Origin of the sequence: Streptomyces sp. Ag82_O1-12, from assembly GCF_900182715.1 — a bacterium.
GTDB lineage: Bacteria > Actinomycetota > Actinomycetes > Streptomycetales > Streptomycetaceae > Streptomyces > Streptomyces massasporeus.
Genome location: NZ_FXUW01000001.1, coordinates 5,916,534 through 5,942,431, shown reverse-complemented (window position 1 = coordinate 5,942,431; position 25,898 = coordinate 5,916,534). Strand labels below are relative to the sequence as shown.

Below are 25,898 nucleotides of genomic sequence, written 5' to 3'. Positions count from 1 at the left end.
TTGAGTTGCACATGGCTGTGCATTTACACAACGATGTGCAATCTACGCCGTTGCACAGCACTGTGCAACCCGATCCGGGAGGGGGCACAATGACCTCCATGACCACGGGTACCAGCCGCGCCGACGCCAACCGCCGCCGCATCCTCGACGTCGCCCTCGCCGAGCTGCTGCGCGACCCCGATGCGTCCATGGACCAGATCGCACGGGCCGCGGGCGTCGTACGGCGGACGGTGTACGGGCACTTCCCGAACCGCGAGGCGCTCATCAGCACGCTCGTCGACGAGGCCGTGGAGGCGCTGTCGGCCGCGCACGCGGCGGGCCGCGAGGACGTGCGGGACCCGGCGGAGGCGGTCGCGCGCTCGGTGCTGGCGGTGTGGGCGATCGCCGACCGCTACCGGCTGCTGGTCGCGCTCGCCCAGCGCACGGTCACCATGCAGGGCATCCGGGAGCGGCTCGCCCCGGTCCGCCAGGCGAGCATCGGGCTGCTGCAGCGCGGGCTGGACGAGGACGTCTTCAGCTCACCGCTGCCGGCTCCGGCCCTGGCGTACGTGCACGAACAGATGCTGTTCGCGGTGATGGAGGCGGTGAACGACGGCCTGCTGGCAGCACGAGAGGCGGGCCGCTGCGCCGCGGTCACCGTACTGACCGCGGCGGGCGTGCCCGCCTCGAAGGCCACCGAGCTGGTGGCGAAGCTGAACGCTTGATCTGTCTGTGGTCTGTGAACCGGGCGGCTGAGCGACGGGGGGGACACCCAGCCGCCCGGATTCCATGGGGGGCGGCGCGGCCTCAGGCCTTCGCCAGCTCCTTCTCGCCGCCCTGCTCGGGAACCTCGACGTGGTCCTCGGACGGGCCGTCGTGGCCGTCGTCCAGCAGGGTCTTCTCGTCGAAGGGCAGCTGACCGGCGAGGACCTGGTTCACGCGGTCCTTGTCGATCTCCTTGGTCCAGGTGCCGATCAGCACCGTGGCGACGGCGTTGCCCGCGAAGTTGGTCAGGGCGCGGGCCTCGCTCATGAAGCGGTCGATGCCGACGATGAGGCCGATGCCGTCCACCAGGGCCGGCTTGTGCGACTGCAGGCCACCGGCCAGGGTAGCGAGGCCGGCGCCGGTGACACCGGCGGCGCCCTTGGAGGCGACCAGCAGGAAGAGCAGCAACGGGATCTGCTCACCGAGCGACATCGGCGTACCCATGGCGTCGGCGATGAACAGCGAGGCCATGGTCATGTAGATCATGGTGCCGTCGAGGTTGAAGGAGTAGCCGGTCGGGACGGTGATGCCGACCACCGGCTTGCTGACGCCCAGGTGCTCCATCTTCGCGATGAGTCGCGGCAGCGCGGACTCGGACGAGGACGTGGACAGGATCAGCAGGAACTCCCGGCCCAGGTACTTGAACAGCGTGAAGATGTTCAGGCCGGAGACGGCGCGCAGCAGGGCGCCGAGCACGATGAAGACGAAGAGGAAACAGGTCACGTAGAAGCCGAGCATCAGCACGGCGAGGCTCTTGAGCGCTTCCACGCCCGCGGAGCCGGTGACGGCGGCGATGGCGCCGAAGGCACCGATCGGGGCGGCCCACATGACCATCGCGAGGATGCGGAAGACGAGCCGCTGGATGTGCTCGATGCCGCGCAGGATCGGCTGGCCGGCCGAGCCCATGCCCTGCAGGGCGAAACCGGCGAGCAGGGCGATCAGCAGGGTCTGCAGGACCGACTCGTTGGTGAACGCCGACACGATCGTGGTCGGGATGATGCCGAGCAGGAACTCCGTGGTGTTCTTCGCCTCGGCGTCGATCTGCGCGTGACCGGCGTCCTTGACCGCGTCGGTCACCGCGAGGCCGGTGCCCGGCTCCAGGATGTTGCCGACGACCAGGCCGATAGCCAGCGCGACCAGCGACATCACCATGAAGTAGCCCAGGGCGATACCGCCGACGGCACCGACCTTGGCGGCCTTCCGTACCGAGCCGATGCCCAGCACGATCGTGCAGAAGATGATCGGCGAGATCATCATCTTGATCAGGGCCACGAACCCCGTGCCGATCGGCTTCAGCTCTTGCGCGAATTCCGGTGCGGACAGACCCACCGCGATACCGGCGGCGACCGCGATGATCACCGCGATGTAGAGGTAGTGCGTGCGGTCCCGCTTGGGCTTGCGTGCGGTAGGTGCCGTATCGGCTGCGCTGGTCACGGCGGCCCTCCTTGACGACGTCGTCGGCATCACCGGCGTGCGGCTCACGTCCGGGGGAAAGGGAGCGGGGGCTCCCGGAGATGCTATTAGGGAATGCCGTGACTATGTCCTGCTCTGTGAGCGCGGTCACCCTTCCGTTCATTTAGTTCACAATCAGCCAAGGGGCAGACTGACGACATGCGCTTCTCCGTCCCCGGCCCCCGCAGCCTGGCAGGCCAGCTCTTCGCCATGCAGGCCGTACTGATAGCGGTCGTCGTGGCCGGATATGCGCTGTTCTCCTACGTCAGCGACCGCAGCCAGGCCGAGGAGTCCGCGACGCGCCAGGCCAGGGCGGTGGCGCGCTCGGTGGCCGATTCCCCGTCCGTGCTGGCGGCGACCCGCACCGCCGACCCGACCGCCGAGCTCCAGCCGTACGCGCTGAAGGTCATGCGGGACACCGAGGTCGACTTCATCACGATCATGGATCCGCGGGGCACCCGCTGGACGCACCCCGACCCCCGGCAGATCGGCCAGACCTTCCAGGGGCACACCGAGCGGGCCCTGAAGGGCGAGACCTTCACCGAGACCTACACCGGCACGCTCGGCCCGTCGGTCCGCGCCGTCACCCCGATCCAGGACGGCAGCAGGGTGGTCGGCCTCGTCAGCGCGGGGATCCGGGTCGAGCAGATCACCCAGCGGGTCCAGGACCAGCTCACGGCCCTGCTCGGCGTCGCGGCCGGGGCGCTGGCGCTGGGCGCGGTCGGCACGTACGTCGTCAACGCCCGGTTGCGCCGCCACACCCACGGCATGAACGCGACCGAGCTCAGCCGGATGCACGACTACCATCAGGCCGCCCTGCACGCCGTGCGGGAGGGGCTGCTGATGCTGGACGGGCAGTACCGTGTGGCGCTGATCAACGACGGAGGTCGGGAGTTGCTCGGCGTGGCCGGGGACGCGGTGGGCAGGTCGGTGGCGGAGCTGGGGCTGCCGGCCCCGCTGACGGGTGCCCTGCTCGCCTCGGAGCCCCGGGTCGACGAGGTGCATCTGACGGCGTCCCGGGTCCTGGTGATCAACACCTCGCCGGTGTCGGGCGGTGAACGGCGCGGTACGGTCGTCACCCTGCGCGATGTCACCGAACTCCAATCCCTGATGGGCGAGTTGGACTCCGAGCGGGGTTTCACACAGGCGCTGCGCTCACAGGCGCACGAAGCGGCGAACCGGCTGCACACGGTCGTCTCGCTGATCGAGCTGGGCCGGGCGGAGGAAGCGGTGGAGTTCGCGACGGCCGAGCTGGAGCTGGCGCAGGCACTGACCGACCAGGTCGTGGCGGCGGTGAGCGAGCCGGTGCTGGCGGCGCTGCTGCTGGGCAAGACGGCCCAGGCGAACGAGCGGGGCGTGGAGCTGATGGTGTCGGAGGACAGCAGCCTGGACGACGGCCTGCTGCCCGCGACCCTGCCGGCGCGGGACCTGGTGACCATCCTCGGCAACCTGATCGACAACGCCGTGGACGCGGCGCAGGGCAGCACCCGGGCCCGGGTGACGGTGGCCGCGTACACCAGGAACTCCGGCGACGCCCCGGAGCTGGTGCTGCGGGTCTCGGACACGGGCCCGGGCGTGGACCCCGAGCACGCCGAGGCGGTCTTCCAGCGCGGCTTCTCGACGAAGCCGGCCGGCCCGGGCGGCCGGGGTCTCGGGCTGGCACTGGTCCGGCAGGCGGCCCAGCGGCACGAGGGCTCCCTGACGGTGGCGGAGGCCGACGGGGGCGGGGCGGAGTTCGAGGTACGGCTGCCGTTGCGGGAGCCGGAAACGGTGGCCGGGGGCGTGCCCTCCGGGGCCCCGGCGGCCAGAGGCGCTGGAGGCGACGCATGACGAGCAGCGAGAAGGCCATCCGCGTCCTGGTCGTGGAGGACGATCCGGTCGCCGCCGACGCGCACGTCCTGTACGTCGGCCGGGTGCCGGGATTCGTGGCCGTGGGCAAGGCGCACACGGGCGCGGAGGCCCGCCGGGCCCTGGAACGCACCCCGGTGGACCTCCTCCTGCTCGACCTGCACCTGCCTGACGTGCACGGGCTGCAACTGGCCCGGTCCCTCAGGACGGCCGGCCATCACGCGGACGTCATAGCGGTGACGTCGGCCCGCGACCTGGCCGTCGTGCGCGAGGGCGTCTCGCTCGGGGTCGTGCAGTACGTCCTGAAGCCGTTCACCTTCGCGACCCTGCGCGACCGCCTGGTGCGCTACGCCGAGTTCCACGCGGCGGTCGGCGAGGCGAGCGGCCAGGACGAGGTGGACCGGGCGCTCGCGGCCCTGCGCGCACCGGGCCCGGCCGCGCTGCCCAAGGGGCTCAGCGCGCCGACGCTGGAGCGGGTGACGGTCGCCCTGCGCGACAGCGCGGAGGGCCTCACTGCCGCCGGCGTCGCGGAATCCGTGGGCATCTCCCGCATCACGGCCCGCCGTTACCTGGAGCATCTGGTCGACGCGGGCCGGGCGGCACGCCGCCCGCAGTACGGCACGGTGGGGCGGCCGGAGTTGCAGTACCGCTGGGTCACGGGCCAGTGACGGTTCATCAGCGACCGGTCAAACCCCCGCACACGCATTGACCTGACTAGACCACTCAACTTAGGTTCACGACGCAGCCGTCCCGGCCACAACGAAGTGCGCCCGTAGGAGGTCGTTGCCGTGCGCCCCACCGCCGCCCTCACACCCCTCGTCGCCCTGGCCCTCGCCGCAACCACGCTCACCGCCTGCGGGGGCGGATCCGGCAGCGACCCGGACACCGTGAAGGTCTCCTTCAAACAGTCCACGGACAACTCCATCAAGGTGATGGACACCTATCTCGCGGACATCAAGAAGCAGTTCGAGAAGGCCCACCCCGGCAAGAAGGTCGAACTCGTCCCGATCAAGGCCCCGGACTCGGAGTACTACACCAAGCTCCAGCAGATGCTCCGCTCCCCCAAGACCGCCCCCGACCTGGTCTACGAGGACACGTTCCTCATCAACTCGGACATCACCAGCGGCTATCTGAAGCCCCTCGACCCCTACCTCGCCAAGTGGCCGGACTGGAACAAGTTCATCGACACGGCGAAGGCGGCGGCCAAGGGCGAGGACGGCAAGACGTACGGCGTCCCCGACGGCACCGACACCCGCGGCCTGTGGTTCAACAAGGACATCTTCGCGAAGGCCGGCCTGCCCGCCGACTGGCAGCCGAAGACCTGGAACGACGTCCTCACCGCCGCCCGCACCATCAAGAAGAAGGTCCCCGACGTCATCCCGCTCAACGCCTACACCGGCAAACCGGTCGGTGAGGCGGCCACCATGCAGACCTTCGAGATGCTGCTCTACGGCACGGGCGACGGCGGCACGGATCCCCTCTACGACAAGACCTCCAAGAAGTGGATCGCCGGCGGCCGCAACTTCGAGGACGCCCTGTCCTTCGTCGAGACGGTCTACAAGGAGAAGCTCGGCCCGGACGTCTCGGACGCCCTCGACCCGAACGTCATGACCCGGGTCCGCGGCGAGTGGCTCCCGCAGGGCAAGCTGGCCATCGCCCTCGACGGCTCCTGGCTCCCCCAGGACTGGCTGCCCGGCAGCGGCCACGCGTGGCCCGAGTGGTCGAAGACACTGGGCCTGGCGGCCATGCCCACGCAGAACGGGCAGGCGCCCGGCAAGGTGAGCATGTCCGGCGGCTGGACCTGGTCGATCCCGGCCAAGGCGGGCAACCCGGACCTGGCCTTCGAGTTCGTCAAGACGATGCAGACCAAGGCCAACGCGCAGAAGTGGTACGTCGCCAACTCGGGCATCGCGGTCCGCGAGGACGTCGCCGAGGACCCCGCCTACGTCGACGCCCAGCCCGGCATCAAGTTCTTCACGGACCTGGTGTCGACGACGCACTACCGCCCCGCCTACCCGGCCTACCCCAAGGTCTCCACGGCCATCCAGGAGGCGATGGAGGGCGTGACCACGGGCGACACGTCGGTGGAGGAGGCGACGGGCTCGTACACGGACGCGCTGAAGGACGCGACGGACAACCAGGTGGTCGAGCGGTGAGCGAGGACCTCCGGGCATGACCGCCACGGCACCCCACCCCCGGCCGACCAAAACCCCCGACGCCTCCCGCCCGGCACGCGGCCCCCGCCTGCCGGTGCGGATCCTCCCCCTCACCCCCGCGATCGTCCTCCTGCTCCTCTTCCTCGCGGGCCCCATCGCCTACTGCGTCTCCATCGCCTTCACCGACCTCGAGCTCACCGGCCAGGCCCAGGAGTCGTTCGTCGGCTTCGACAACTTCACCCGGGCCTTCGGCGACGAGGCGTTCCTCAACGCCGTATGGCTGACCCTGGTGTTCACCGTCCTGTCCTCCCTGATCGGACAGAACACGCTCGGCCTCGCCCTGGCGGCGCTGATGCAGCGCGCGTCGAAGCCGGTCCGCACCCTCACCGGCGGCATCGTGGTCACTGCGTGGGTCCTGCCGGAGGTCGTCGCCGGCTTCCTCCTCTACGCCTTCTTCCGTCGCGAGGGCACCCTGAACGCCATCCTGGACTGGCTGCACCTGCCCTCCCAGAACTGGCTGTTCACCCTCCCCATCCTGGCGGTGTCCTTCGCCAACGTCTGGCGCGGTACGGCCTTCTCGATGCTGGTCTACTCGGCCGCGCTGAACGAGATCCCCAAGGAGATCACCGAGGCGGCGGAGGTCGACGGAGCCGGAGGCCTGCGCCGCATGTGGCACATCACGCTCCCCATGATCCGCCGCTCCATCGGCACGAACCTGATGCTCAACACCCTCCAGACCCTCTCCGTCTTCGGCCTGATCTGGGTGATGACGAGGGGCGGCCCGGGCGGCAGGTCTCAGACGCTGCCGCTCTTCATGTACGAACAGGCCTTCCAGAACAGCCTGATCGGCTACGGCACGGCGGTCGCCCTGCTCCTGCTCCTGGTCGGCTCGCTCTTCTCCCTCATCTACCTGCGCCTGCTGCGAACGGAGGTCTGACGCGCATGGCCTCCCGCCGCACGACACGCCGCCTGGCCGCGGACGCGGGCCTCCTCGTGGTCGCCGCGGCCTTCGTCCTCCCCCTCGCCTGGGTGATCCTCTCGGCCCTGGACCCCCACGCGAACCTGAGGGTGAAGACCCCCGACGGCCTGACCCTGCACAACTTCGACGCGATACTCACCCCCGAGATCACCTTCACGCCGCTCCTCAACAGCCTGATCCTGTGCGGCGGCGCGACCCTGCTGACGGTGGTCTGCGCGGCCCTGGCCGCCTATCCCCTCTCGCGCTTCCGCTCCCGCTTCAACCGCCCCTTCCTCCTCACGATCCTCTTCGCCACGAGCCTGCCCATCACCGCGATCATGGTTCCGGTCTACGCGCTCTTCGTGCAGGTGAACCTGATCGACACCATGCAGGGCACGATCTTCTTCTTCGCCGCGTCCCAACTCCCCTTCGCCATCTGGCTGATGAAGAACTTCATGGACGGCGTACCGAAGGAACTGGAGGAGGCCGCCTGGACCGACGGCGCCTCTGCCTTCCAGTCCCTGCTCCGCATCGTCCTCCCCCTCATGGGCCCGGGCGTGTCCGTCGTGACGGTCTTCTCCTTCGTCATGATGTGGGGCAACTTCTTCGTCCCCTTCATGCTCCTGCTCACCCCCGACCAGATGCCGGCCTCGGTCAGCATCAACGACTTCTTCGGCAACCGCGGCATGGTGGCGTACGGCCAGCTGGCAGCGTTCTCCATCGTCTACTCGACCCCGGTGATCCTCCTGTACGTCCTCATAGCCCGCCGCCTCGGAGGAGGCTTCGCCCTGGGAGGCGCGGTCAAGGGCTGAACAGCACGACTGCCAAGGCCGGGTGGGCCCGCAGCCCGGCGGGACGGGGTGCCTCCCCCAAGCTCTCGGCTTCGCTCGAGCAGGGGGGACCCCCACGCCCACCCGTGCCGCCCCCAGCGGCACGCATGCCCGCAGCTGGGGCGGCCCGCACCCGCGTACGGCGAGAAGGGGCCGTGTCGGGGGGTGTCCGCCCGCAGCGGTTGGCGCGTCAACGCCAGTCAGTCGGTATGGCACCCCATCGCGCCGTTCCGAGGACGGACACCCCCCGGCGCGGCCCCGACCCACACCCACCGCGAAGGCAAAACGAACGCGCACCCCGCCCCCCGCACAGCCCGCCGCAGGCGTCACCGCACGAGACACGGCCGCTTCGCATCGAACGACCACCCCGGCACGAGATACCGCATCCCCACCGCGTCATCCCGCGCCCCCAACGCCTTCTCCCGGTACAGCTCATGCGCCGCCAGCAACCGCTCCATGTCCACCCGCACCCCCAGCCCCGGCGCATCCGGAACCGCGACCTCTCCCCCCACGATCCGCGGCGGCTCGACGGTCAGCCGCTCCAGCCCCTCCTGCCAGATCCAGTGCGTGTCCAGCGCGTTGTACTCCCCCGGCGCCGCCGCCCCGCAGTGCGTCACCATCGCCAGCGAGATGTCGAAGTGGTTGTTGGAGTGACACCCCCACGTCAGCCCCATCGCCTCACACAACTGCGCCACCCGCACCGACCCCTGCATCGTCCAGAAGTGCGGATCGGCCAGCGGAATGGACACCGACTGCAGAGCCAGCGCATGAGCCAGCTGACGCCAGTCCGTCGCGATCATGTTCGTCGCGGTCGGCAACCCCGTGGCCCGCCGGAACTCCGCCAGCACCTCCCGCCCCGAATACCCGCCCTCCGCCCCGCACGGATCCTCGGCGTACGCGAGCGTCCCCACCAACGGCCGGCACAGCTCGACAGCCTCCCGCAGCGACCACGCCCCGTTCGGATCGAGCGTGACCCGCGCCTCCGGGAAGCGCCGCTTCAGCGCCCGGACCGCGGCGACCTCCTCGGCCCCCTCCAGCACACCCCCCTTGAGCTTGAAGTCCCGGAACCCGTACAGCGCGTACGCCGCCTCGGCCTGCCGCACGATCGCCTCGGCCGACAACGCCTCCTCGTGCCGCACCCGGTACCACTCCACGGAAGAGCCGGGCTCCCGCACGTACTCCAGATCCGTCCGGTCCGGGTCACCCACGTAGAACAGATAGCCCATCACCCGTACGGAATCCCGCTGCTGCCCGTCCCCCAGCAGCGCCGCCACCGGCACGTCGAGGTGCTGCCCCAGCAGGTCCAGCAGCGCCGACTCGACCGCCGTCACCGTGTGCACCGTGGTCCGCAGGTCGAACGTCTGCGCACCCCGCCCGCCCGCGTCCCGGTCGGCGAACCGCTCCCCGATCTCGCGCAGCACCCGCTTGTAGTCGCCGACCTTCGCCCCGACGACGACAGGCTCCGCGTCCCGCAGCGTCCGCGTGATCTTCTCCCCGCCGGGCACCTCCCCCAGCCCGGTCCGCCCCTCGGAGTCGGTGAGCACGACGACGTTGCGGGTGAAGTACGGCCCGTGCGCGCCGGAGAGATTCAGCTCCATGCTGTCCCGCCCGGCGACGGGATAGACGGCGAACGCCGTGACGGTCGGCTGCTTCCCGATGTTCATCAACTGCCCCTTCTCGAAGATCCGGTTCACAGACTCAGCGCGTCGAGCACCCACTCGACGACCAGCACCCCGCCCAGCCCGAGCACGGCCAGCACCGTCGTATAGGACGTCCGCACCTTGATCGCCTCGATGACCGACAGGTTGAAGTACTCCTTGAACAGCCAGAACCCGGGGTCGTTCACGTGCGAGAACGCGATGGAGCCGCAGGCGACGGCCAGCACCATCACCTCCGGGTGGGCCCCGCTCCCGGCGAGCAGCGGCAGCACGACACCGGAGGCGGTGACGACCGCCACCGTCGCCGAGCCGAGCGCGATGCGCAGGATGACCGCGACGAGCCAGGCGAGCACGATCGGCGAGATGGACCAGCCGTCCGTGGCGTCCTTGATGTAGTCGGAGATACCGCCCTCGACCAGCACGTTCTTGAACGCTCCGCCCGCGCCGATGACCAGCAGGATCATCGCCATCGCCTGGGCCGCCGACGTACAGGACGCTCCCACGTCGCTCAGGCTGCGCCCGATCCGCGGCCCGAAGGCCCACACCGCCAGGCACAGCGTCAGCAGCAGCGCGATCGGCGCCGACCCGATGAACGCGACGGCGTGCAGCAGGGGGCTCTCGCCCGACGTGGCCATGTCGGTCACCGCGGCGGCCACGATCAGCACGACGGGGAAGAGCGCCACGAACAGGGACCAGCCGAGACCGGGCATCTCCTCGTCGGTGAACTCGCGTTCGCTGACCAGGCCCTTGGGGATGGACGGCGACAGCCGCGCGACGAACGGGAGCCGGGGCCAGGTCAGGGCGATGAGCGCGCCGACGGGCACGGCGATGAACAGGCCGTAGAACAGGGTCAGTCCGACGGAGGCGTGGAAGGCCGCGGCGACGGCGGTGGGGCCGGGGTGCGGCGGCAGGAAGCTGTGCATGGTGGACAGCGCGATGGACATCGGCAGGCCGACCCACAGCAGCTTCGCTCCGGTGACCCTGACCAGCGTGAACGCGATGGGCACGATGATGATGAACGCGACCTCGTAGAACATGGTCACGCCGATCAGCATGGACGTGACCACCATGGCGACCTGGACCCAGCGCGGCCCGAAGGCATCGAGGAGCTTGCCGGCTATGCGCTGGGCGGCGCCCGAGTCCCCCATCACACGGCCCACCATCGCGCCGAGCCCGATGGTCAGCATGGTGTCGCCGATCTGGTCCCCGATGCCCTCGGAGAGGACGTCCGGGATGGTCGCCACGGGGATGCCCTGCACGAGCGCGACCCCCACCGCCACGAGCAGCAGGGCCGCGAAGCCGTTCAGTCTCAGCCTGGTCATGAGGAGCAGGAGGATCAGGACGCTGATCCCTACGACGAGCAGAGGCAAGGCAGTTCCCCTTTGAACCGATGACCCATCCCTGGGAGGCCGTCTCTCTATGGAGACGGCGTCCACGTATGAAGATGGAGGCTAAGTGGGTGAACGGATCAGGGTCAATGGGTCGGACGATCACGCCTCGACACCTCGACAGGTTCACCGCACCCCGAAGCGCCGGGCGAGCCCCACTCGCCGCACACACGGGAGCGCCACGCGAGGCCACGCTCGCCCCACACACCGAAGCGCCCGACGAGACCCCACTCGCCCCACACACCGCAGCGCCAAGCGAGACCCCGCCCGCCCCACACACCGGAGCGCCCGGCGAGACCTGCTCGCCGGGCGCTCCGTTCCGTCGGCCACATCTTCCCCGAGGGGGTCAGCCGGCCGTCCCCTCCGGCAATACGCCGGCCCGGAACGGCTCGACCCCCTCCAGCCTCCGCACCCGCGTCGGCTCGATCAGCAGCATCACCCGGCGCTCGCCGGGCAGCAGCCACGGGTACCGGTCCTCACCGAGGTACTTCCGCGCCAGCCGGTCCATCGCCCGTTCCGCGACCTCCCCCTCCACGAACCGCACGACCTTTCCGCGGATCTCGGCACGGTCGTACGGGTTCGCCGGGTCATGGTGTGACAGCGAAACGTACGGATTGCGCCGCAGGTTCTCCTCCTTCACCCGCCCCATCGAGGTGTTGACCATGACGTACTCCCCTTCGACGTCCGCCCACATGGGCGACACCTGGGGCGCCCCGTCCACCCCCACCGTCGCGAGATGCCAGAAGTTCGGCGCGAGGAGACGCTCGCGAATATGCCCGTTGAGCTTGCCGTTCACGTGAGTCACTGCCTTTCCGGGCCCGTGATCATCGGGCCCGGCGCCATCCTCGCCCCGCCCGGACCGCCGCCGACAGGCGATCTTCAGCCCCGGTCGAACCCGCCGGTAGCCGTAGGTTCGTACAATCCGTGATCCTGGCCGAACAGACCGTAGTCAGCCCACTCCCGCCGCCCTAGCTTGTGGGCCGTGCGCCGACCTTCAGCCCGACCGAGCCAGCCCCCGCCTCCTCCACCCCAGTCCGCCCCCACGGCCCCGCCCTTCAACGCCCCGGCCGCCCGCCGGCTGCGCGCGGCCCTCGGCATGGCCCCCGAGCACGTCGCCCACGGCATGCGCGTCTCGTACGGGCACCCCCACGTCACCCCGGACCACGTGATGGCCTGGGAACGGGGAGCAGCCGCCCCGACCAACTCCGAACTCACCGCGCTCGCGGGCGTGCTGTGGTGCTCGCCCGCCGAACTCATCGGCAGACCTCGCACTCTGCGCGAACACCGCATCGCCCGCTGCCTCGCCCCCGAGGACGTGGCCCGGGCCGTGGGGCACGACGTGCTCGCGTATCTGCGCATGGAGGAGACCGACTCCTGGCGCGGCACGGACCGCCAGTCCGCCGCCCTGGCCGATCTGCTCGGGCTCGGCCTGCCCGACCTCGTCACGGTCACGGGCCGCGACGGCAGACTCGGCGAGCTGCTGCGCAGCGCCGCCACCACCCGCTGGCAGGCCTATGTCCGCCCGGTGGCCAAACTCGTGCCCCTGGACCGGCGGTTGTTGGAGGATGCCCTGCGGGGCCTGCACGAGGACTACCAGGGGCACATGGCGGCCACTCTGAGCTGGGGCGGCGGCAGCGGTGACGCGGGCGGTGCCGGCCAGGACTTCCTCGACCGGATCGTGGAGCACTTCTGGATGAAGCTCCAGGACGACCCCGACCTGGAGGCCGGATAGAAGACCGACCCCTGCAAGCCCCTGAGGCCCTGAGCCCCTGAAGCCCTTAGAAGACCGACTCGGCCTCGTCCATGCGGTCCTTCGGCACCGTCTTCAGCTCGGTCACGGCCTCCGCGAGCGGCACCATCACGATCTCCGTCCCGCGCAGGGCGGTCATCCTGCCGAACTGCTCCTGGTGCGCGGCCTCCACCGCGTGCCAGCCGAACCGCGTGGCGAGCACCCGGTCGTAGGCGGTCGGCACACCGCCGCGCTGGACGTGGCCGAGGATGACCGGCTTGGCCTCCTTGCCGAGGCGCCGCTCCAGCTCGTGGGCGAGGGCGGTGCCGATGCCCTGGAAGCGCTCGTGGCCGAACTTGTCTATGGCGCCCTTGACGTAGTCCATGGAGCCGTCGGCGGGGTGGGCGCCCTCGGCGACGCAGACGACCGCGAACTTCTTGCCGCGGGAGAACCGCTCCTCGACCATCTTCACGAGGTCGGCCGGGTCGAACGGCCGCTCCGGCAGGCAGATCCCGTGCGCGCCGGCCGCCATGCCGGACTCCAGGGCGATCCAGCCCGCGTGCCGGCCCATGACCTCCACCACCATCACCCGCTGGTGGGACTCGGCGGTGGTCTTCAGCCGGTCCATCGCCTCGGTGGCGACGCCCACGGCGGTGTCGAAGCCGAAGGTGCGGTCCGTGGAGGAGATGTCGTTGTCGATCGTCTTCGGGACACCCACGACGGGCAGGCCGGCGTCGCTCAGCATGCGCGCGGCCGTCAGCGTGCCCTCGCCGCCGATCGGGATGAGCGCGTCGATGCCGAACTCGTGGATCATGTCGGAGGCGTTCTCGCAGGCCTCGCGCAGCCGGTCGCGCTCCAGCCGGGACGACCCGAGGATGGTGCCGCCGCGGGCCAGGATGCCGCTGACTGACTCCAGGTCGAGGCTGCGGTAGCGGCCGTCGAGCAGGCCGGCGTAGCCGTCCTCGAAGCCGATGACCTCGTCGCCGTAGTTGTCGACCGCCCGGTGCACGACCGACCGGATCACGGCGTTCAGGCCGGGGCAGTCGCCGCCTGCGGTGAGAACTCCGATACGCATCGTGCTGTGTCTCCTGCTCGCTGTTGACACCGGTGAGCCACTGCCGATTGTTTCACGCTCCACAGCCCGTCGCGGAACCCCTGCTCTGACGGGCGCCTTATCTAGCGGCAGAGGTATTGTCAAGAGGGTTCTGCTCACCTCGGTGGGCGATTTTTGTGCCCCTGGCTGGAAAGCAGTGGGTGTGAGGCCTGCCCCCCAATCGAGACGAAACGGAGAGCGCGCGTGACCCGCAGCGTGTACGTGACCGGCATCGACCGCGGCGACGGACGCCAGGTCGTCGAACTGGGGGTCATGGAGCTCCTCACCCGGCAGGTCGACCGGGTCGGTGTCTTCCGTCCCCTGGTCCACGACGGACCCGACCGCCTCTTCGAGCTGCTGCGCGCCCGCTACCGGCTCACCCAGGACCCGGCGACCGTCTACGGCATGGACTACCACGAGGCGTCCGCCCTCCAGGCCGAGGCCGGGACCGACGAGCTGGTGTCCACCCTCGTCGACCGCTTCCACCTGGTCGCGCGGGACTACGACGTCGTCCTGGTCCTCGGCACCGACTACGCCGACACGCAGCTGCCGGACGAGCTGTCGCTCAACGCCCGGCTGGCGAACGAGTTCGGCGCGTCCGTGATCCCGGTCGTCGGCGGCCGCAAGCAGACCGTCGAGGCCGTGCTCGCCGAGACGCGCAACGCCTACCGCGCCTACGACACCCTGGGCTGCGACGTCCTGGCCATGGTCGCCAACCGGGTGGCCCGCGAGGACCGCGACGAGATCGCCGGCCAGCTCGACTCCCGGCTGCCCGTGCCCTGTTACGTCCTGCCGGACGAGCCCGCGCTGTCCGCGCCGACCGTCTCGCAGATCGGCCACGCCCTCGGCGCCAAGGTGGTGCTGGGCGACGACTCCGGGCTCGCCCGGGACGTGCTCGGCTTCGTCTTCGGCGGCGCCATGCTGCCGAACTTCCTGGGCGCCCTGACCCCGGGCTGCCTCGTGGTCACCCCGGGCGACCGCGCCGACCTGGTCGTCGGTTCGCTCGCCGCGCACAGCGCCGGCACCCCGCCGATAGCGGGTGTGCTGCTCACCCTGGACGAGGTGCCCGGCGAGCACATACTCACCCTCGCCGACCGCCTCGCCCCCGGCACCCCGGTGCTGTCGGTGGCCGGCACCAGCTTCCCCACCGCCGAGCAGCTGTTCTCCCTGGAGGGCAAGCTGAACGCGGCCACCCCGCGCAAGGCCGAGCGGGCCCTCGGCCTGTTCGAGCGCTACGCCGACACCGTCGACCTCGCGCGCCGCGTCTCCGCGCCGAGCAGCGACCGCGTCACGCCGATGATGTTCGAGCACAAGCTGCTGGAGCAGGCCCGCTCCGACCTGCGCCGGGTCGTCCTGCCCGAGGGCACCGAGGAACGCGTGCTGCACGCCGCCGAGGTACTGCTGCGCCGGGGCGTGTGCGAACTGACGCTGCTCGGCCCGGTCGACCTGATCCGCAAGAAGGCCGCCGATCTGGGCGTCGACCTCGGCGAGTCCCAGCTGATCGACCCGGCCGCCTCCGAACTGCGCGACACCTTCGCCGAGAAGTACGCGGACCTGCGCGCCCACCGCGGCGTCACCGTGGAGCTGGCGTACGACGTCGTCTCCGACGTGAACTACTTCGGCACGCTGATGGTCCAGGAGGGCCTCGCCGACGGCATGGTGTCGGGCTCGGTGCACTCCACGGCCGCGACCATCCGCCCGGCGTTCGAGATCATCAAGACGAAGCCGGACGCCGACATCGTCTCGTCCGTCTTCTTCATGTGCCTGGCCGACAAGGTCCTCGTCTACGGCGACTGCGCGGTCAACCCGGACCCGAACGCCGAGCAGCTCGCGGACATCGCCATCCAGTCGGCGACCACGGCCGAGCAGTTCGGTGTGGAGCCGCGGATCGCGATGCTGTCGTACTCCACCGGCACCTCGGGTTCCGGCGCCGACGTCGACAAGGTGCGCGAGGCCACCGAGCTGGTCCGCGCGCGCCGGCCCGACCTGAAGATCGAGGGCCCGATCCAGTACGACGCCGCGGTGGAGCCGTCGGTCGCGGCGACCAAGCTGCCCGGCTCCGAGGTCGCCGGGCAGGCGAGCGTGCTGATCTTCCCCGACCTGAATACCGGCAACAACACCTACAAGGCCGTGCAGCGCTCGGCCGGCGCGATCGCCGTCGGCCCCGTGCTCCAGGGTCTGCGCAAGCCGGTCAACGACCTGTCCCGGGGCGCCCTGGTCTCCGACATCGTGAACACCGTCGCGATCACGGCGATCCAGGCCCAGATGCCCGCCCCGTCCCCGAGCGAGAAGGCGACCGCCCAGTGAGCCCCACCCGTGTCCTCGTCCTCAACTCCGGCTCCTCGTCGGTGAAGTACCAACTGCTCGACATGCGCGACAGCAGCCGGCTCGCGGTGGGCCTGGTCGAGCGCATCGGCGAGCAGACGTCCCGGCTGAAGCACACCCCGGCCGGCGGCGAGAGCCGGGAGCGCGGTGGTGCGATCGCCGACCACGACGCCGCCCTGAAGGCCGTCGCCGAGGAGCTCGCCAAGGACGGCCTGGGCCTGGACTCGCCCGAACTGGCCGCGATCGGGCACCGGGTGGTGCACGGCGGGAAGTTCTTCACCGAGCCGACCGTCATCGACGAGGCCGTGCTCGCCGAGATCGAGCGGCTCATCCCGGTGGCCCCGCTGCACAACCCCGCCAACCTCACCGGGATCCGCACGGCCCAGGTGCTGCGCCCGGACCTGCCGCAGGTCGCCGTGTTCGACACCGCGTTCCACACGACCATGCCGGAGTCGGCCGCCCGCTACGCGATCGACGTGAAGACCGCCGACGAGCACCGCGTGCGGCGCTACGGCTTCCACGGCACCTCGCACGCCTACGTCTCCCGGGCCACCGCCGAGCTGCTGGGCAAGGACCCCGCCGAGACGAACGTCATCGTGCTGCACCTGGGCAACGGGGCGTCCGCCTCGGCCGTACGGGGCGGTCGCTGCGTGGACACCTCCATGGGGCTGACGCCTTTGGAGGGGCTCGTGATGGGTACGCGCTCGGGAGACATGGACCCGGCCGTCATCTTCCATTTGATGCGTGTTGGTGGAATGTCCGCCGACGAGATCGACACTCTTCTCAACAAGAAGAGCGGCCTGATCGGTCTGTGCGGTGACAACGACATGAGGGAGATCCGCCGCCGCGTCGACGAGGGCGACGAGCAGGCGGAGCTGGCGTTCGACATCTACATTCACCGGCTGAAGAAGTACATCGGCGCCTATTACGCCGTACTCGGGCGGGTGGACGCGGTCGCCTTCACGGCCGGTGTCGGCGAGAACGCGGCTCCCGTGCGGGCGGCCGCCCTGGCGGGGCTGGAGGAGCTGGGCCTGGCGGTGGACGGCGAGCGCAACGCCGTACGCGGCGACGAGGCGCGGCTGATCTCGCCCGAGGGCGCCCGGGTCGCGGTGGCGGTGGTACCTACTGACGAGGAATTGGAGATCGCGACACAGACCTACGCGCTGGTAATTGGTTCGGGGAATCACACCTGAGCGGCCTGCCGCCCTTTTGCATTTTCCGCCAGACGGAATATTCCGTTGCGAAACAAACCGATAGGATCGCGCCCATGCGCCGTTCGAAAATCGTCTGTACTCTCGGCCCTGCGGTCGACTCCCACGATCAGCTTGTCGCGTTGATCGAAGCCGGCATGAACGTGGCCCGCTTCAACTTCAGCCACGGCAGCCACGCCGAGCACCAGGGCCGGTACGACCGGGTCCGTGCCGCCGCCAAGGAGACCGGCCGGGCCATCGGGGTCCTCGCCGACCTCCAGGGCCCGAAGATCCGTCTGGAGACCTTCGCCGAGGGTCCCGTGGAGCTGGTGCGCGGTGACGAGTTCACCATCACCACCGAGGACGTCCCGGGCGACAAGACGATCTGCGGGACGACCTACAAGGGCCTGCCCGGCGATGTCACCAAGGGCGACCAGGTCCTCATCAACGACGGCAACGTCGAGCTGAAGGTCACCGAGGTCGAGGGCCCCAAGGTCAAGACGATCGTCATCGAGGGCGGCGTCATCTCCGACCACAAGGGCATCAACCTGCCCGGCGCGGCCGTCAACGTGCCCGCCCTGTCCGAGAAGGACATCGAGGACCTCCGCTTCGCCCTCCGGATGGGTTGCGACCTGGTCGCGCTGTCCTTCGTCCGGGACGCCAAGGACGTCCAGGACGTGCACCGCATCATGGACGAGGAGGGCCGCCGCGTCCCCGTCATCGCCAAGGTGGAGAAGCCGCAGGCGGTGCAGAACATGGAGGACGTCGTGATGGCGTTCGACGGTGTGATGGTCGCCCGCGGTGACCTGGCCGTCGAGTACCCGCTCGAGAAGGTCCCCATGGTGCAGAAGCGCCTGATCGAGCTGTGCCGGCGCAACGCCAAGCCGGTGATCGTGGCGACCCAGATGATGGAGTCGATGATCACCAACTCCCGTCCGACCCGCGCCGAGGCCTCCGACGTGGCCAACGCGATCCTGGACGGCGCCGACGCGGTCATGCTGTCCGCCGAGTCGAGCGTGGGCGCGTACCCGATCGAGACCGTGAAGACGATGTCGAAGATCGTCGCCGCGGCCGAGCAGGAGCTGATGTCCAAGGGCCTGCAGCCGCTGGTGCCGGGCAAGAAGCCGCGCACGCAGGGCGGTTCGGTGGCCCGGGCCGCGTGCGAGATCGCCGACTTCCTCGGCGGCCGGGGCCTGGTGGCCTTCACGCAGTCCGGCGACACCGCCCGCCGTCTCTCGCGCTACCGCGCGGTGCAGCCGATCATCGCCTTCACCACCGACGAGGGCACCCGCAACCAGATGGCGCTGAGCTGGGGCGTGGAGCCGTACGTGGTGCCGTTCGTGAACAGCACCGACGAGATGGTCGACCTCGTCGAGCAGGAGCTGGTGAAGCTGAACCGCTTCAACGACGGCGACATCGTGGTCATCACCGCCGGTTCGCCCCCCGGCGTGCCCGGCACCACCAACATGGTGCGGGTCCACCACCTGGGCGAGGCCAAGGGCTGATCCGTCAGGGGCCGTGAAGGCCCCTGGACGGCACCGAGGGCGCCCCCTGGATTCCAGGGGGCGCCCCTGCCCCTCGATGTGTGCGGCTCCCGAACGGGCTCTGAGGGGCGCTCAGTCGGTGACGAAGTTGTGCAGCCCCGGCACGTGCAGGGTCCCGCCGAACTGGCCGGCCTGCTGGACCTTCACGTTGGTGAAGTAGATCAGCGGGATGTTCAGCGGCGGCGGGTGCTCCGGGTCGAACGTGATCGGTATCAACCCGAGCAGGTTGCCGGAGATGCTCTCCGTGTACATCACGGTGTCGCCGTCGCGGATCGTGGACGTCGAGCCCTTGGCCGCCTGCACGTGGTAGGTCTTGCCGGCCTGCTTGTCCTGGACGGTCTGGTGCAGGTCGCCGATGTCGGTGCCGCCGGATATGACGTACTTCAGCACCTTCTTGACGGTGCCGTTGGCGGTCCGCACCTCGACGACGCCCTTGTAGTCGGCGCCCTTCAGCGTCAGCGAGCTGGCGTTGAGGAACCACGGGTCGTCCGGCAGCGGCACCTTGTTGTCGACGCCGCCCTCGGCCTCGGTGGCGGCCGGGCAGTCGTCGGCGTCCGTGGTGGCGCTCGGGGAGGGGCTGGGCGAGGCGGTGGCCTCCTTCGCCTTCTCCGCCGCGTCCTCGGCCGCCTTCTCGACGGCCTTGGTGGTGTCCTGCGCCGTCTTGCCGGTGTCCTTCACCGTGTCGGACGCCTTGCCGGTGGTGTCCTTGACGGTGTCCTCGACCGCGCCGGTGGCCTTGTCCGTGGTGTCCTTCACGGCGTCCGAGGCGTCCTCGGCCGGCTTCTCGGTGCTCTGCGACGCCGAGGGGGTCGGGGCGGGGCTCGCCTCGTCCTTGTCCCCGTCCTTTCCGCCGTTGAAGATGCCGCCGATCGCGTCGCCGATGTCCTCCAGGATGTTGCCGCCGCTCTCGGACGGCGAGGGGGACGGGGTGGCGGCCGCGTCGTCGCCGCCGGTGGCGGGCGCGCTCGTGGACGGGGTCGGCTTCGGCTCGGCCTTGTCGCCGGAACCTGAATCCGACGAAGAGGAGCCGCCGTTGTTCGCGTCCGTACCACCCGAGGGGGACGGCTTCGGGGCGGTGCCGCCCTGGTCGTCCTTCTCGTCGGTCGCGCCGTCGCTCGCCGAGGGGGACGGCGTGGGCGAGGCGGACTCGTCGCCCTTGGACTCCTTGTCGGAGTCCTCCAGGGCCGCCACACAGTCCTTGTACTCGTCCGCCGTCAGGCTCTTGGAGGTCGGCGCAGCCGGGGTGTCGCTGTCGGCTATGGCGAGCGTCGACGTGAAGCCCATGCCCATGAGCACCGCCGTCGGCATCGCCGCCATGGCTATCGCCTTGCCGGCCGGCCTGTTGAACCTGGTGAACAGCGGCTTCTTGGGTGCCGCGTGGCGCGGCCCGGTTCTCACACGGGACGCCTCCACATCAGCCCCGTGGGTCACCTCGTCAGCCGGCACTGTGCCTCCCGTTCGCCCCGTTGGCCGGGTTCGTTCCTGACAGATCGTTCGGCTCGTCCACCCCGCCCACGGGCCGGAGCACCGTGGTGTCGTGGTCCGTGGCCTCGGGAGTCCCGCCCGTGCCGGTGCTGGCCATCGCGGCGGACTGTCCCGCGGGACGTGCGCCCGGCGCCCAGGCCACGGCCATCGCCCCGCCCACGAGGGCGAGGAGGAAGCCGATGAGGAAGCCGCCGAGGTTGGACACGGGAATGGACACCAGCGCCAGCAGGATCGCCGCGACTCCCGCGAAGACGCGGACGTGCTTCTGGAACCAGAGGCTCACGCCCAGTACGACGAGCAGCACGCCGATGATCAGGGACCCGGCACCCGCGGTGGTCGCCATCGCCAGCGTCAGGTGACCGATCTGGAGGTTCGCGTACGGGAAGTAGGCGATGGGCAGTCCGCTGAGAAGAACCAACAGCCCGGCCCAGAACGGCCGCTCACCCCGCCAGGCGCGGAACTGCTGCCTCCGGACGGTGAACTGGCCGGTGGCGGCAGGAGTCTCGGCGCTCATGGAAAAACAGCTCCCTGGTACAGCGTTGCTGTGGTGGTGATGTGGGCCCCGCGTGAAGGCGCGGCCGGAAGGTGGACGGGCGGGGGCGCCACCGGCTCCCCCGCCCGTCATCGAGTGCTTAGTAGCACTCCTTGACACCTGTCGACAGCGACATCTTCAGGCCGCTGAGCTTGAAGGTTCCGGCGGTGGTCGCCCACGCCGTCTGCTTCACGTCGGTCAGGGTCGCCCTGTCCGCCTGCTGCGCGAAGCCGTACGGGTTGGCCGACTCGCCCTTCCGCATGGCCGGACCCTTGTTGGCGTCCTTGGCCGCCACACCGATGTCGATGTTCTCGAACGTCGCATCGGCGCTGAGGTCGGCGACGTCGATGTAGAGGTTCTGGGCCTCCACCGGCTTCGCACCCTGACCCGCACGCAGGATCAGGCTGACGTTCCCGAGCACCGGAATGTTCGGGGTGACGACCGACTGGCACAGGTTCTTGATCGTCGCCTGCTTGAACGACGAGACGGCGACCGGGTGAACGGCCTTCTTGCCGTCCATCGTGTATCCCTCATCGAGGGCGCCGTACTGCGAGAAGCCCTCTCCGACGAGCTGGTCGGTCGAGACCTTGAACGACTGCCCGGAGACACTGAACGACGCGGCGAGAGCGCCCTGCGCGAGGGCGACACCTATCGCAGCCGTGGCGGCGACGCTGGGCACCATCACCACAGCGAACCGCTTCCATCTGGTCCCGCCACGCACCTGGGACTCCATATTTCCTCCTTCTCGGACGTACATCTCCTGCCCTGGCTCGCCCCGATTGGCGGCTCAGCCGGGCAGGGATGGGAGAAGTGCTACGTCCTCGGGAAGGAGAGCGCCTGCACTCGGCGGCGCATCCGCGCCCGAATCACCGGCGATCACCCCCGAGCGACAACCACTGGTCGCGCCTGACACGCATCACGCACAACCCTGCTGGACAGGCTTCGCCGGAAGGGCGAAGACCCCCCTGTCCAAGAGCCGGCGCCACTGCCGCCGGCTCTGCTCGGTGGGGACCCAGGTTGTCCCGCGACCCAACCGGCTGCCGGGGTACGGGAATGGACCGAGCGTGGCCGATCGTGGTGCATTCTCGCCGCCCGCACAAGGGGGTTCGTTACCGGCTAGTAACGGCCGGATAACCGAACAACGACCCATCGGTCTCGGTCGGCCACGCAGGGTGCTGCCGGGGGGCGGTGCAAAGCTGTTGATCGATGGACAGAATCCGACAGATCAACGCCCATGACTTACTCGTAGTAACAGCGGCCGCGATTACCAAGTTTTGGTAAAACGCGGCCGCGGTGACCCTCTGTGGTCGAACTTTTCACGCGGGCACCACCAGCCCGCGCGTTTAACGACTGGTCAGAACAGGGCGCGCGCCAGGGCCCGGCGTGCCGCGATCACGCGAGGATCATCGGGCCCGACGACCTCGAACAGCTCCACCAGCCGCATCCGCACGGTGTCCCGGTCGTCACCCACCGTGCGCCCCACGGTCTCGATGAGCCGGCCGAAGGCGTCCTCGACATGGCCGCCCACCAGATCCAGGTCGGCGGCGGCGATCTGCGCCTGCACGTCGGCCGGCTTGTCGGCCGCGTCCCGGCGTACCTGCTGCGGGTCGACGCCCTGCACCCGCTGGAGCAACCCGGCCTGCGCGAGACCCAGTTTGGCCTCCTCGTTGCCCGGGTCCTCGTTGAGCACGTTCTTGTACGCCTGGACGGCACCGGCCAGGTCGCCCGAGTCCAGCGCCTGCACGGCGGCCTCGAGGAGCCCGTCGTACGGACCGGCCGGCTGCTCGGGAGCCGCCGGGGCGCCGCCCGGCGCGGCCTCGGGGTCGACGGTGAGACCGGTCAGACCGAAGCGCTGCTCGCCGACCTGCACCAGCTGGTCCAGGGTCTGGCGGATCTGCGCCTCGCCCGCCGCCCCCTGGAAGAGCGGCAGCGCCTGCCCCGCGACGACCGCGAACACCGCGGGGATTCCCTGGATGCCGAACTGCTGCATCAGCATCTGGTTGGCGTCGACGTCGACCTTGGCGAGCAGGAATCGGCCGTTGTGCTCGACGGCCAACCGCTCCAGGACCGGGCTGAGCTGCTTGCAGGGCTCACACCACTCGGCCCAGAAGTCGATGACGACGGGCACTTCGGCGGAACGCTGCAGGACGTCCCGCTCGAACCCCGCCTCGTCGACGTCGATGACGAGATCGGCCGGGGAGATCGCCCCCGTCCCGCCGCCCTCCCGGGCTGCTTGCGCGCGCGCCTGCTCCGCCTTCGCCTTGGCCTCCTGGGCCGCCTTCACCGCGGCGAGGTCGACGACTCCGCTCATGGACATGTTCCGTGGCTGCATGCGCCTATCCTCCCCCGTCCTGCGCGCGCGTGTGAAAAACGGTGTGAAAGCCGGGCCGGTCCGTGCCCTTCGGCGCCGGGTCCCCACCCCACGCCGCGTGTGCCAAGGCCCGTGTACGTCCATCACGAGCTTTCGCTACGAGTCGTAGCGTAATGCCATGCCGGGGTGCCGGGACACCACCCCCCGGTGATCTCCCTCACGGCCGCACAGGAACCGCCGGTTTATGGTCGTGCGATGCAGAGCCGCAGCCCAGCCAGCCGCACCGGGCGTCCGCGCAGCGCCACGGCGGACGCCGCGATCCTGGCCGCGACGCGTGAGGCTCTCGTGGAACTGGGCTGGTCCAAGCTCACCCTGGGAGACGTCGCGACGCGGGCCGGGGTTGCGAAAACCACGCTCTACCGCCGCTGGGCGGGCAAGAACGAACTGGTCGTCGACGCCGTCGCGGAACTCTTCGACGCGCTGGAACTCCCCGACCGCGGCTCCCTGGCCGCCGACATCGAGGGTGTGGTCCTGCAATTCGCCACGATCCTGGCTCTCCCGGAGGCGAAGAGCGGCCTGATGGCGGTGGTGGCGGAAGCCACCCGCGACGAGGCCCTGCGGGAGCGCATCCGGGCATCGGTCGTCGACCGCCAGAAGCGCCTGGTCGTGGAGGGCCGCGCGCGGGCCCAGGCCCGGGGTGAACTCCCCGCGGAGCCGGACCCCGGCTCGTCCGCCCGCACGGTGGACCTGATCTTCGACATGGTGGCGGGTGCGGTGGTCCACCGCACCCTGGTGAGCGCGGAGCCTGCGGACGAGGAATGGGTCCGCGGCTTCACCAGGGTGCTCCTGCACGGGCTGGGCGACTAGCGCCGGACGGACGGACGGGCTGGGCGACCAGCGCCCGCCAGATGGACGGGCGCGCGGGTCAGAACCCCGCGGGCTCCGTGTAGACCCCCCACTCGTCCCGCAGCACGCCGCAGATCTCGCCGAGCGTGGCCTCCGCCCGTACCGCGTCCAGCATCGGCTCGATCATGTTGGCGCCGCTGCGGGCGGCGGCCAGCATGGCGTCGAGCGCGGTGCGTACCGCGGCGTCGTCACGGGCCGCCTTGCGCCCGCCCAGCGTCCGGACCTGCTCGCGCTCCACCTCGTGACTGACCCGCAGGATCTCCAGGTCCCCGGTGACCGACCCGTCGTGACAGTTCACGCCGACGACCCGCTTGTCGCCCTTCTCCAGGGCCCGCTGGTAGCGGAACGCCGACTCGGCGATCTCTCCGGTGAACCAGCCGTCCTCGATCCCGCGCAGGATCCCGGAGGTGATCGGGCCGATGGGGTGCTGCCCGTCGGGGTGCGCCCGCAGCCCGCGCTCCTTGATCTGCTCGAAGATCTTCTCCGCGTCCGCCTCGATCCGGTCGGTCAGCTGCTCGATGTACCAGGAACCGCCCAGCGGGTCGGCCACGTTGGCGACGCCGGTCTCCTCCATCAGCACCTGCTGGGTGCGCAGCGCGATCTCCGCCGCCTGCTCGCTCGGCAGGGCGAGGGTCTCGTCGAGGGCGTTGGTGTGCAGCGAGTTCGTCCCGCCGAGCACGGCCGCCAGCGCCTCCACGGCCGTCCGTACGACGTTGTTGTACGGCTGCTGCGCGGTGAGGGAGACACCGGCGGTCTGCGTGTGGAAGCGGAGCCACTGGGCCTTCTCGGACTTGGCGCCGTAGACGTCGCGCATCCAGCGGGCCCAGATGCGCCGGGCCGCGCGGAACTTGGCGATCTCCTCGAAGAAGTCGACGTGCGCGTCGAAGAAGAAGGACAGGCCGGGGGCGAAGACGTCCACGTCCAGCCCGCGCGACAGGCCCAGCTCGACGTACCCGAAGCCGTCCGCCAGCGTGTACGCCAGCTCCTGCGCGGCCGTCGCCCCGGCCTCGCGGATGTGATAGCCGGAGACGGACAGCGGCTTGTACGCGGGGATGCCGGCCGCGCAGTGCTCCATGAGGTCGCCGATGAGCCGCAGGTGCGGCTCGGGCTGGAAGAGCCACTCCTTCTGGGCGATGTACTCCTTGAAGATGTCCGTCTGGAGCGTGCCGTTGAGGACGGACGGGTCGACGCCCTGCCGCTCGGCGGCGACGAGGTACATGCAGAAGACGGGGACGGCCGGGCCGCTGATGGTCATCGACGTCGTGACGTCGCCCAGCGGGATGTCCTTGAACAGGACCTCCATGTCGGCGGCCGAGTCGATGGCGACGCCGCAGTGCCCGACCTCGCCGAGCGCGCGCGGGTCGTCGGAGTCGCGGCCCATGAGCGTCGGCATGTCGAAGGCGACGGAGAGCCCGCCTCCGCCGTTGCGGAGGATCATCTTGTAGCGCTCGTTGGTCTGCTCGGCGTTGCCGAACCCGGCGAACTGCCGGATGGTCCACGTCCGCCCTCGGTAGCCGGTCGCGTACAGGCCGCGGGTGAAGGGGTACTCCCCGGGCCAGCCGATCCGGTCGAACCCGTCGTAGGCGTCACCGGGCCGCGGCCCGTACACCGGCTCCACGGGGTCGCCGGAGAGCGTGGTGAAGTCGGCCTCGCGCTTGCGAGCGGCGTCGTACCGGGCCTGCCAGCGGCGGCGGCCCTCCTCGATGGCGTCAGCGTCCATACCCCCGAATTTACTTGGACGTCCTAGTA

Annotated in this window: 21 protein-coding genes; 11 read left to right on the top strand and 10 right to left on the bottom strand. The window is 70.1% G+C overall.

Annotation, left to right across the window (positions count from 1 at the left end; all coding sequences use genetic code 11):
* Window positions 1–89 precede the first annotated feature (89 nt).
* Window positions 90–704, top strand: coding sequence for a TetR/AcrR family transcriptional regulator (locus QOL88_RS27410; RefSeq protein WP_097220715.1), 615 nt, complete (start codon window positions 90–92; stop codon window positions 702–704).
* An 82-nt stretch (window positions 705–786) separates the two neighbouring features.
* Here the strand turns inward: QOL88_RS27410 and QOL88_RS27405 are convergent, their stop codons facing one another.
* Complete coding sequence (locus tag QOL88_RS27405; protein WP_097220713.1) at window positions 787–2,178, bottom strand: cation:dicarboxylate symporter family transporter; 1,392 nt, start codon at window positions 2,176–2,178, stop codon at window positions 787–789.
* A 177-nt stretch (window positions 2,179–2,355) separates the two neighbouring features.
* Between QOL88_RS27405 and QOL88_RS27400 the strand changes: the two genes are divergently transcribed.
* From QOL88_RS27400 to QOL88_RS27380, 5 genes are all read left to right on the top strand, one after another.
* A complete protein-coding gene (locus QOL88_RS27400; RefSeq protein WP_097220710.1) occupies window positions 2,356–4,026 on the top strand; it encodes a sensor histidine kinase in 1,671 nt (556 codons plus the stop codon).
* A complete protein-coding gene (locus QOL88_RS27395) occupies window positions 4,023–4,712 on the top strand; it encodes a response regulator (RefSeq protein ID WP_097220708.1) in 690 nt (229 codons plus the stop codon). The genes QOL88_RS27400 and QOL88_RS27395 overlap by 4 nt, the downstream gene beginning before the upstream one ends.
* Before the next feature lie 120 nt (window positions 4,713–4,832).
* Window positions 4,833–6,200: an extracellular solute-binding protein gene (locus QOL88_RS27390; RefSeq protein WP_097220705.1), complete on the top strand. Its 1,368-nt coding sequence runs from the start codon at window positions 4,833–4,835 to the stop codon at window positions 6,198–6,200.
* A gap of 16 nt (window positions 6,201–6,216) precedes the next feature.
* The gene (locus tag QOL88_RS27385) at window positions 6,217–7,137 is read left to right on the top strand and encodes a carbohydrate ABC transporter permease (protein ID WP_097220703.1); all 921 of its coding nucleotides are present in this window, start codon (window positions 6,217–6,219) and stop codon (window positions 7,135–7,137) included.
* Between the two features lie 5 nt (window positions 7,138–7,142).
* Window positions 7,143–7,970, top strand: coding sequence for a carbohydrate ABC transporter permease (locus QOL88_RS27380; protein ID WP_097220701.1), 828 nt, complete (start codon window positions 7,143–7,145; stop codon window positions 7,968–7,970).
* Window positions 7,971–8,314: 344 nt separating this feature from the next.
* Here the strand turns inward: QOL88_RS27380 and QOL88_RS27375 are convergent, their stop codons facing one another.
* The 3 genes from QOL88_RS27375 to QOL88_RS27365 all read right to left on the bottom strand — a co-directional run bounded on the left by QOL88_RS27375 (window position 8,315) and on the right by QOL88_RS27365 (window position 11,839).
* Window positions 8,315–9,652: an enolase C-terminal domain-like protein gene (locus QOL88_RS27375; RefSeq protein WP_097223205.1), complete on the bottom strand. Its 1,338-nt coding sequence runs from the start codon at window positions 9,650–9,652 to the stop codon at window positions 8,315–8,317.
* 26 nt (window positions 9,653–9,678) lie between these two features.
* The gene (locus tag QOL88_RS27370) at window positions 9,679–11,016 is read right to left on the bottom strand and encodes a gluconate:H+ symporter (protein ID WP_097220700.1); all 1,338 of its coding nucleotides are present in this window, start codon (window positions 11,014–11,016) and stop codon (window positions 9,679–9,681) included.
* Window positions 11,017–11,380: 364 nt separating this feature from the next.
* Complete coding sequence (locus QOL88_RS27365) at window positions 11,381–11,839, bottom strand: PPOX class F420-dependent oxidoreductase (protein WP_179878976.1); 459 nt, start codon at window positions 11,837–11,839, stop codon at window positions 11,381–11,383.
* 168 nt (window positions 11,840–12,007) lie between these two features.
* Between QOL88_RS27365 and QOL88_RS27360 the strand changes: the two genes are divergently transcribed.
* Complete coding sequence (locus QOL88_RS27360) at window positions 12,008–12,766, top strand: XRE family transcriptional regulator (protein ID WP_373559309.1); 759 nt, start codon at window positions 12,008–12,010, stop codon at window positions 12,764–12,766.
* 46 nt (window positions 12,767–12,812) lie between these two features.
* Here the strand turns inward: QOL88_RS27360 and QOL88_RS27355 are convergent, their stop codons facing one another.
* Window positions 12,813–13,838, bottom strand: coding sequence for an ATP-dependent 6-phosphofructokinase (locus QOL88_RS27355; RefSeq protein WP_097220694.1), 1,026 nt, complete (start codon window positions 13,836–13,838; stop codon window positions 12,813–12,815).
* Window positions 13,839–14,060: 222 nt separating this feature from the next.
* On the opposite strand from QOL88_RS27355, the gene pta reads away from it, so the two are divergent.
* The 3 genes from pta to pyk all read left to right on the top strand — a co-directional run bounded on the left by pta (window position 14,061) and on the right by pyk (window position 18,876).
* Window positions 14,061–16,163, top strand: coding sequence for a phosphate acetyltransferase (gene pta, locus QOL88_RS27350; RefSeq protein ID WP_097220692.1), 2,103 nt, complete (start codon window positions 14,061–14,063; stop codon window positions 16,161–16,163).
* Window positions 16,160–17,374, top strand: coding sequence for an acetate kinase (locus QOL88_RS27345; RefSeq protein ID WP_097220690.1), 1,215 nt, complete (start codon window positions 16,160–16,162; stop codon window positions 17,372–17,374). The genes pta and QOL88_RS27345 overlap by 4 nt, the downstream gene beginning before the upstream one ends.
* Before the next feature lie 74 nt (window positions 17,375–17,448).
* Complete coding sequence (pyk, locus tag QOL88_RS27340) at window positions 17,449–18,876, top strand: pyruvate kinase (RefSeq protein WP_097220689.1); 1,428 nt, start codon at window positions 17,449–17,451, stop codon at window positions 18,874–18,876.
* A gap of 111 nt (window positions 18,877–18,987) precedes the next feature.
* Here pyk and QOL88_RS27335 read toward each other — a convergent pair whose 3' ends face one another.
* The 4 genes from QOL88_RS27335 to QOL88_RS27320 form a co-directional block, all read right to left on the bottom strand.
* Window positions 18,988–20,361, bottom strand: coding sequence for a prolipoprotein diacylglyceryl transferase (locus tag QOL88_RS27335; RefSeq protein ID WP_097220687.1), 1,374 nt, complete (start codon window positions 20,359–20,361; stop codon window positions 18,988–18,990).
* On the bottom strand, window positions 20,351–20,914 hold the full coding sequence (locus QOL88_RS27330) for a DUF6114 domain-containing protein (protein ID WP_097220686.1): 564 nt from the start codon (window positions 20,912–20,914) through the stop codon (window positions 20,351–20,353). The genes QOL88_RS27335 and QOL88_RS27330 overlap by 11 nt, the downstream gene beginning before the upstream one ends.
* 118 nt (window positions 20,915–21,032) lie before the next feature.
* Window positions 21,033–21,665 (bottom strand): DUF6230 family protein, encoded by a 633-nt coding sequence (locus QOL88_RS27325; protein ID WP_097220684.1) that lies wholly within the window; start codon window positions 21,663–21,665, stop codon window positions 21,033–21,035.
* A gap of 621 nt (window positions 21,666–22,286) precedes the next feature.
* Window positions 22,287–23,264 (bottom strand): tetratricopeptide repeat protein, encoded by a 978-nt coding sequence (locus QOL88_RS27320; protein ID WP_097220683.1) that lies wholly within the window; start codon window positions 23,262–23,264, stop codon window positions 22,287–22,289.
* 234 nt (window positions 23,265–23,498) lie between these two features.
* On the opposite strand from QOL88_RS27320, the gene QOL88_RS27315 reads away from it, so the two are divergent.
* Complete coding sequence (locus tag QOL88_RS27315) at window positions 23,499–24,110, top strand: TetR/AcrR family transcriptional regulator (protein ID WP_097220681.1); 612 nt, start codon at window positions 23,499–23,501, stop codon at window positions 24,108–24,110.
* A 58-nt stretch (window positions 24,111–24,168) separates the two neighbouring features.
* Here QOL88_RS27315 and icmA read toward each other — a convergent pair whose 3' ends face one another.
* Window positions 24,169–25,869 carry a coenzyme B12-dependent isobutyryl-CoA mutase large subunit gene (gene icmA / locus QOL88_RS27310; protein WP_097220680.1) on the bottom strand — a complete coding sequence of 567 codons (1,701 nt, stop codon included), beginning with the start codon at window positions 25,867–25,869 and terminating at the stop codon, window positions 24,169–24,171.
* Between the last annotated feature and the right edge of the window lie 29 nt (window positions 25,870–25,898).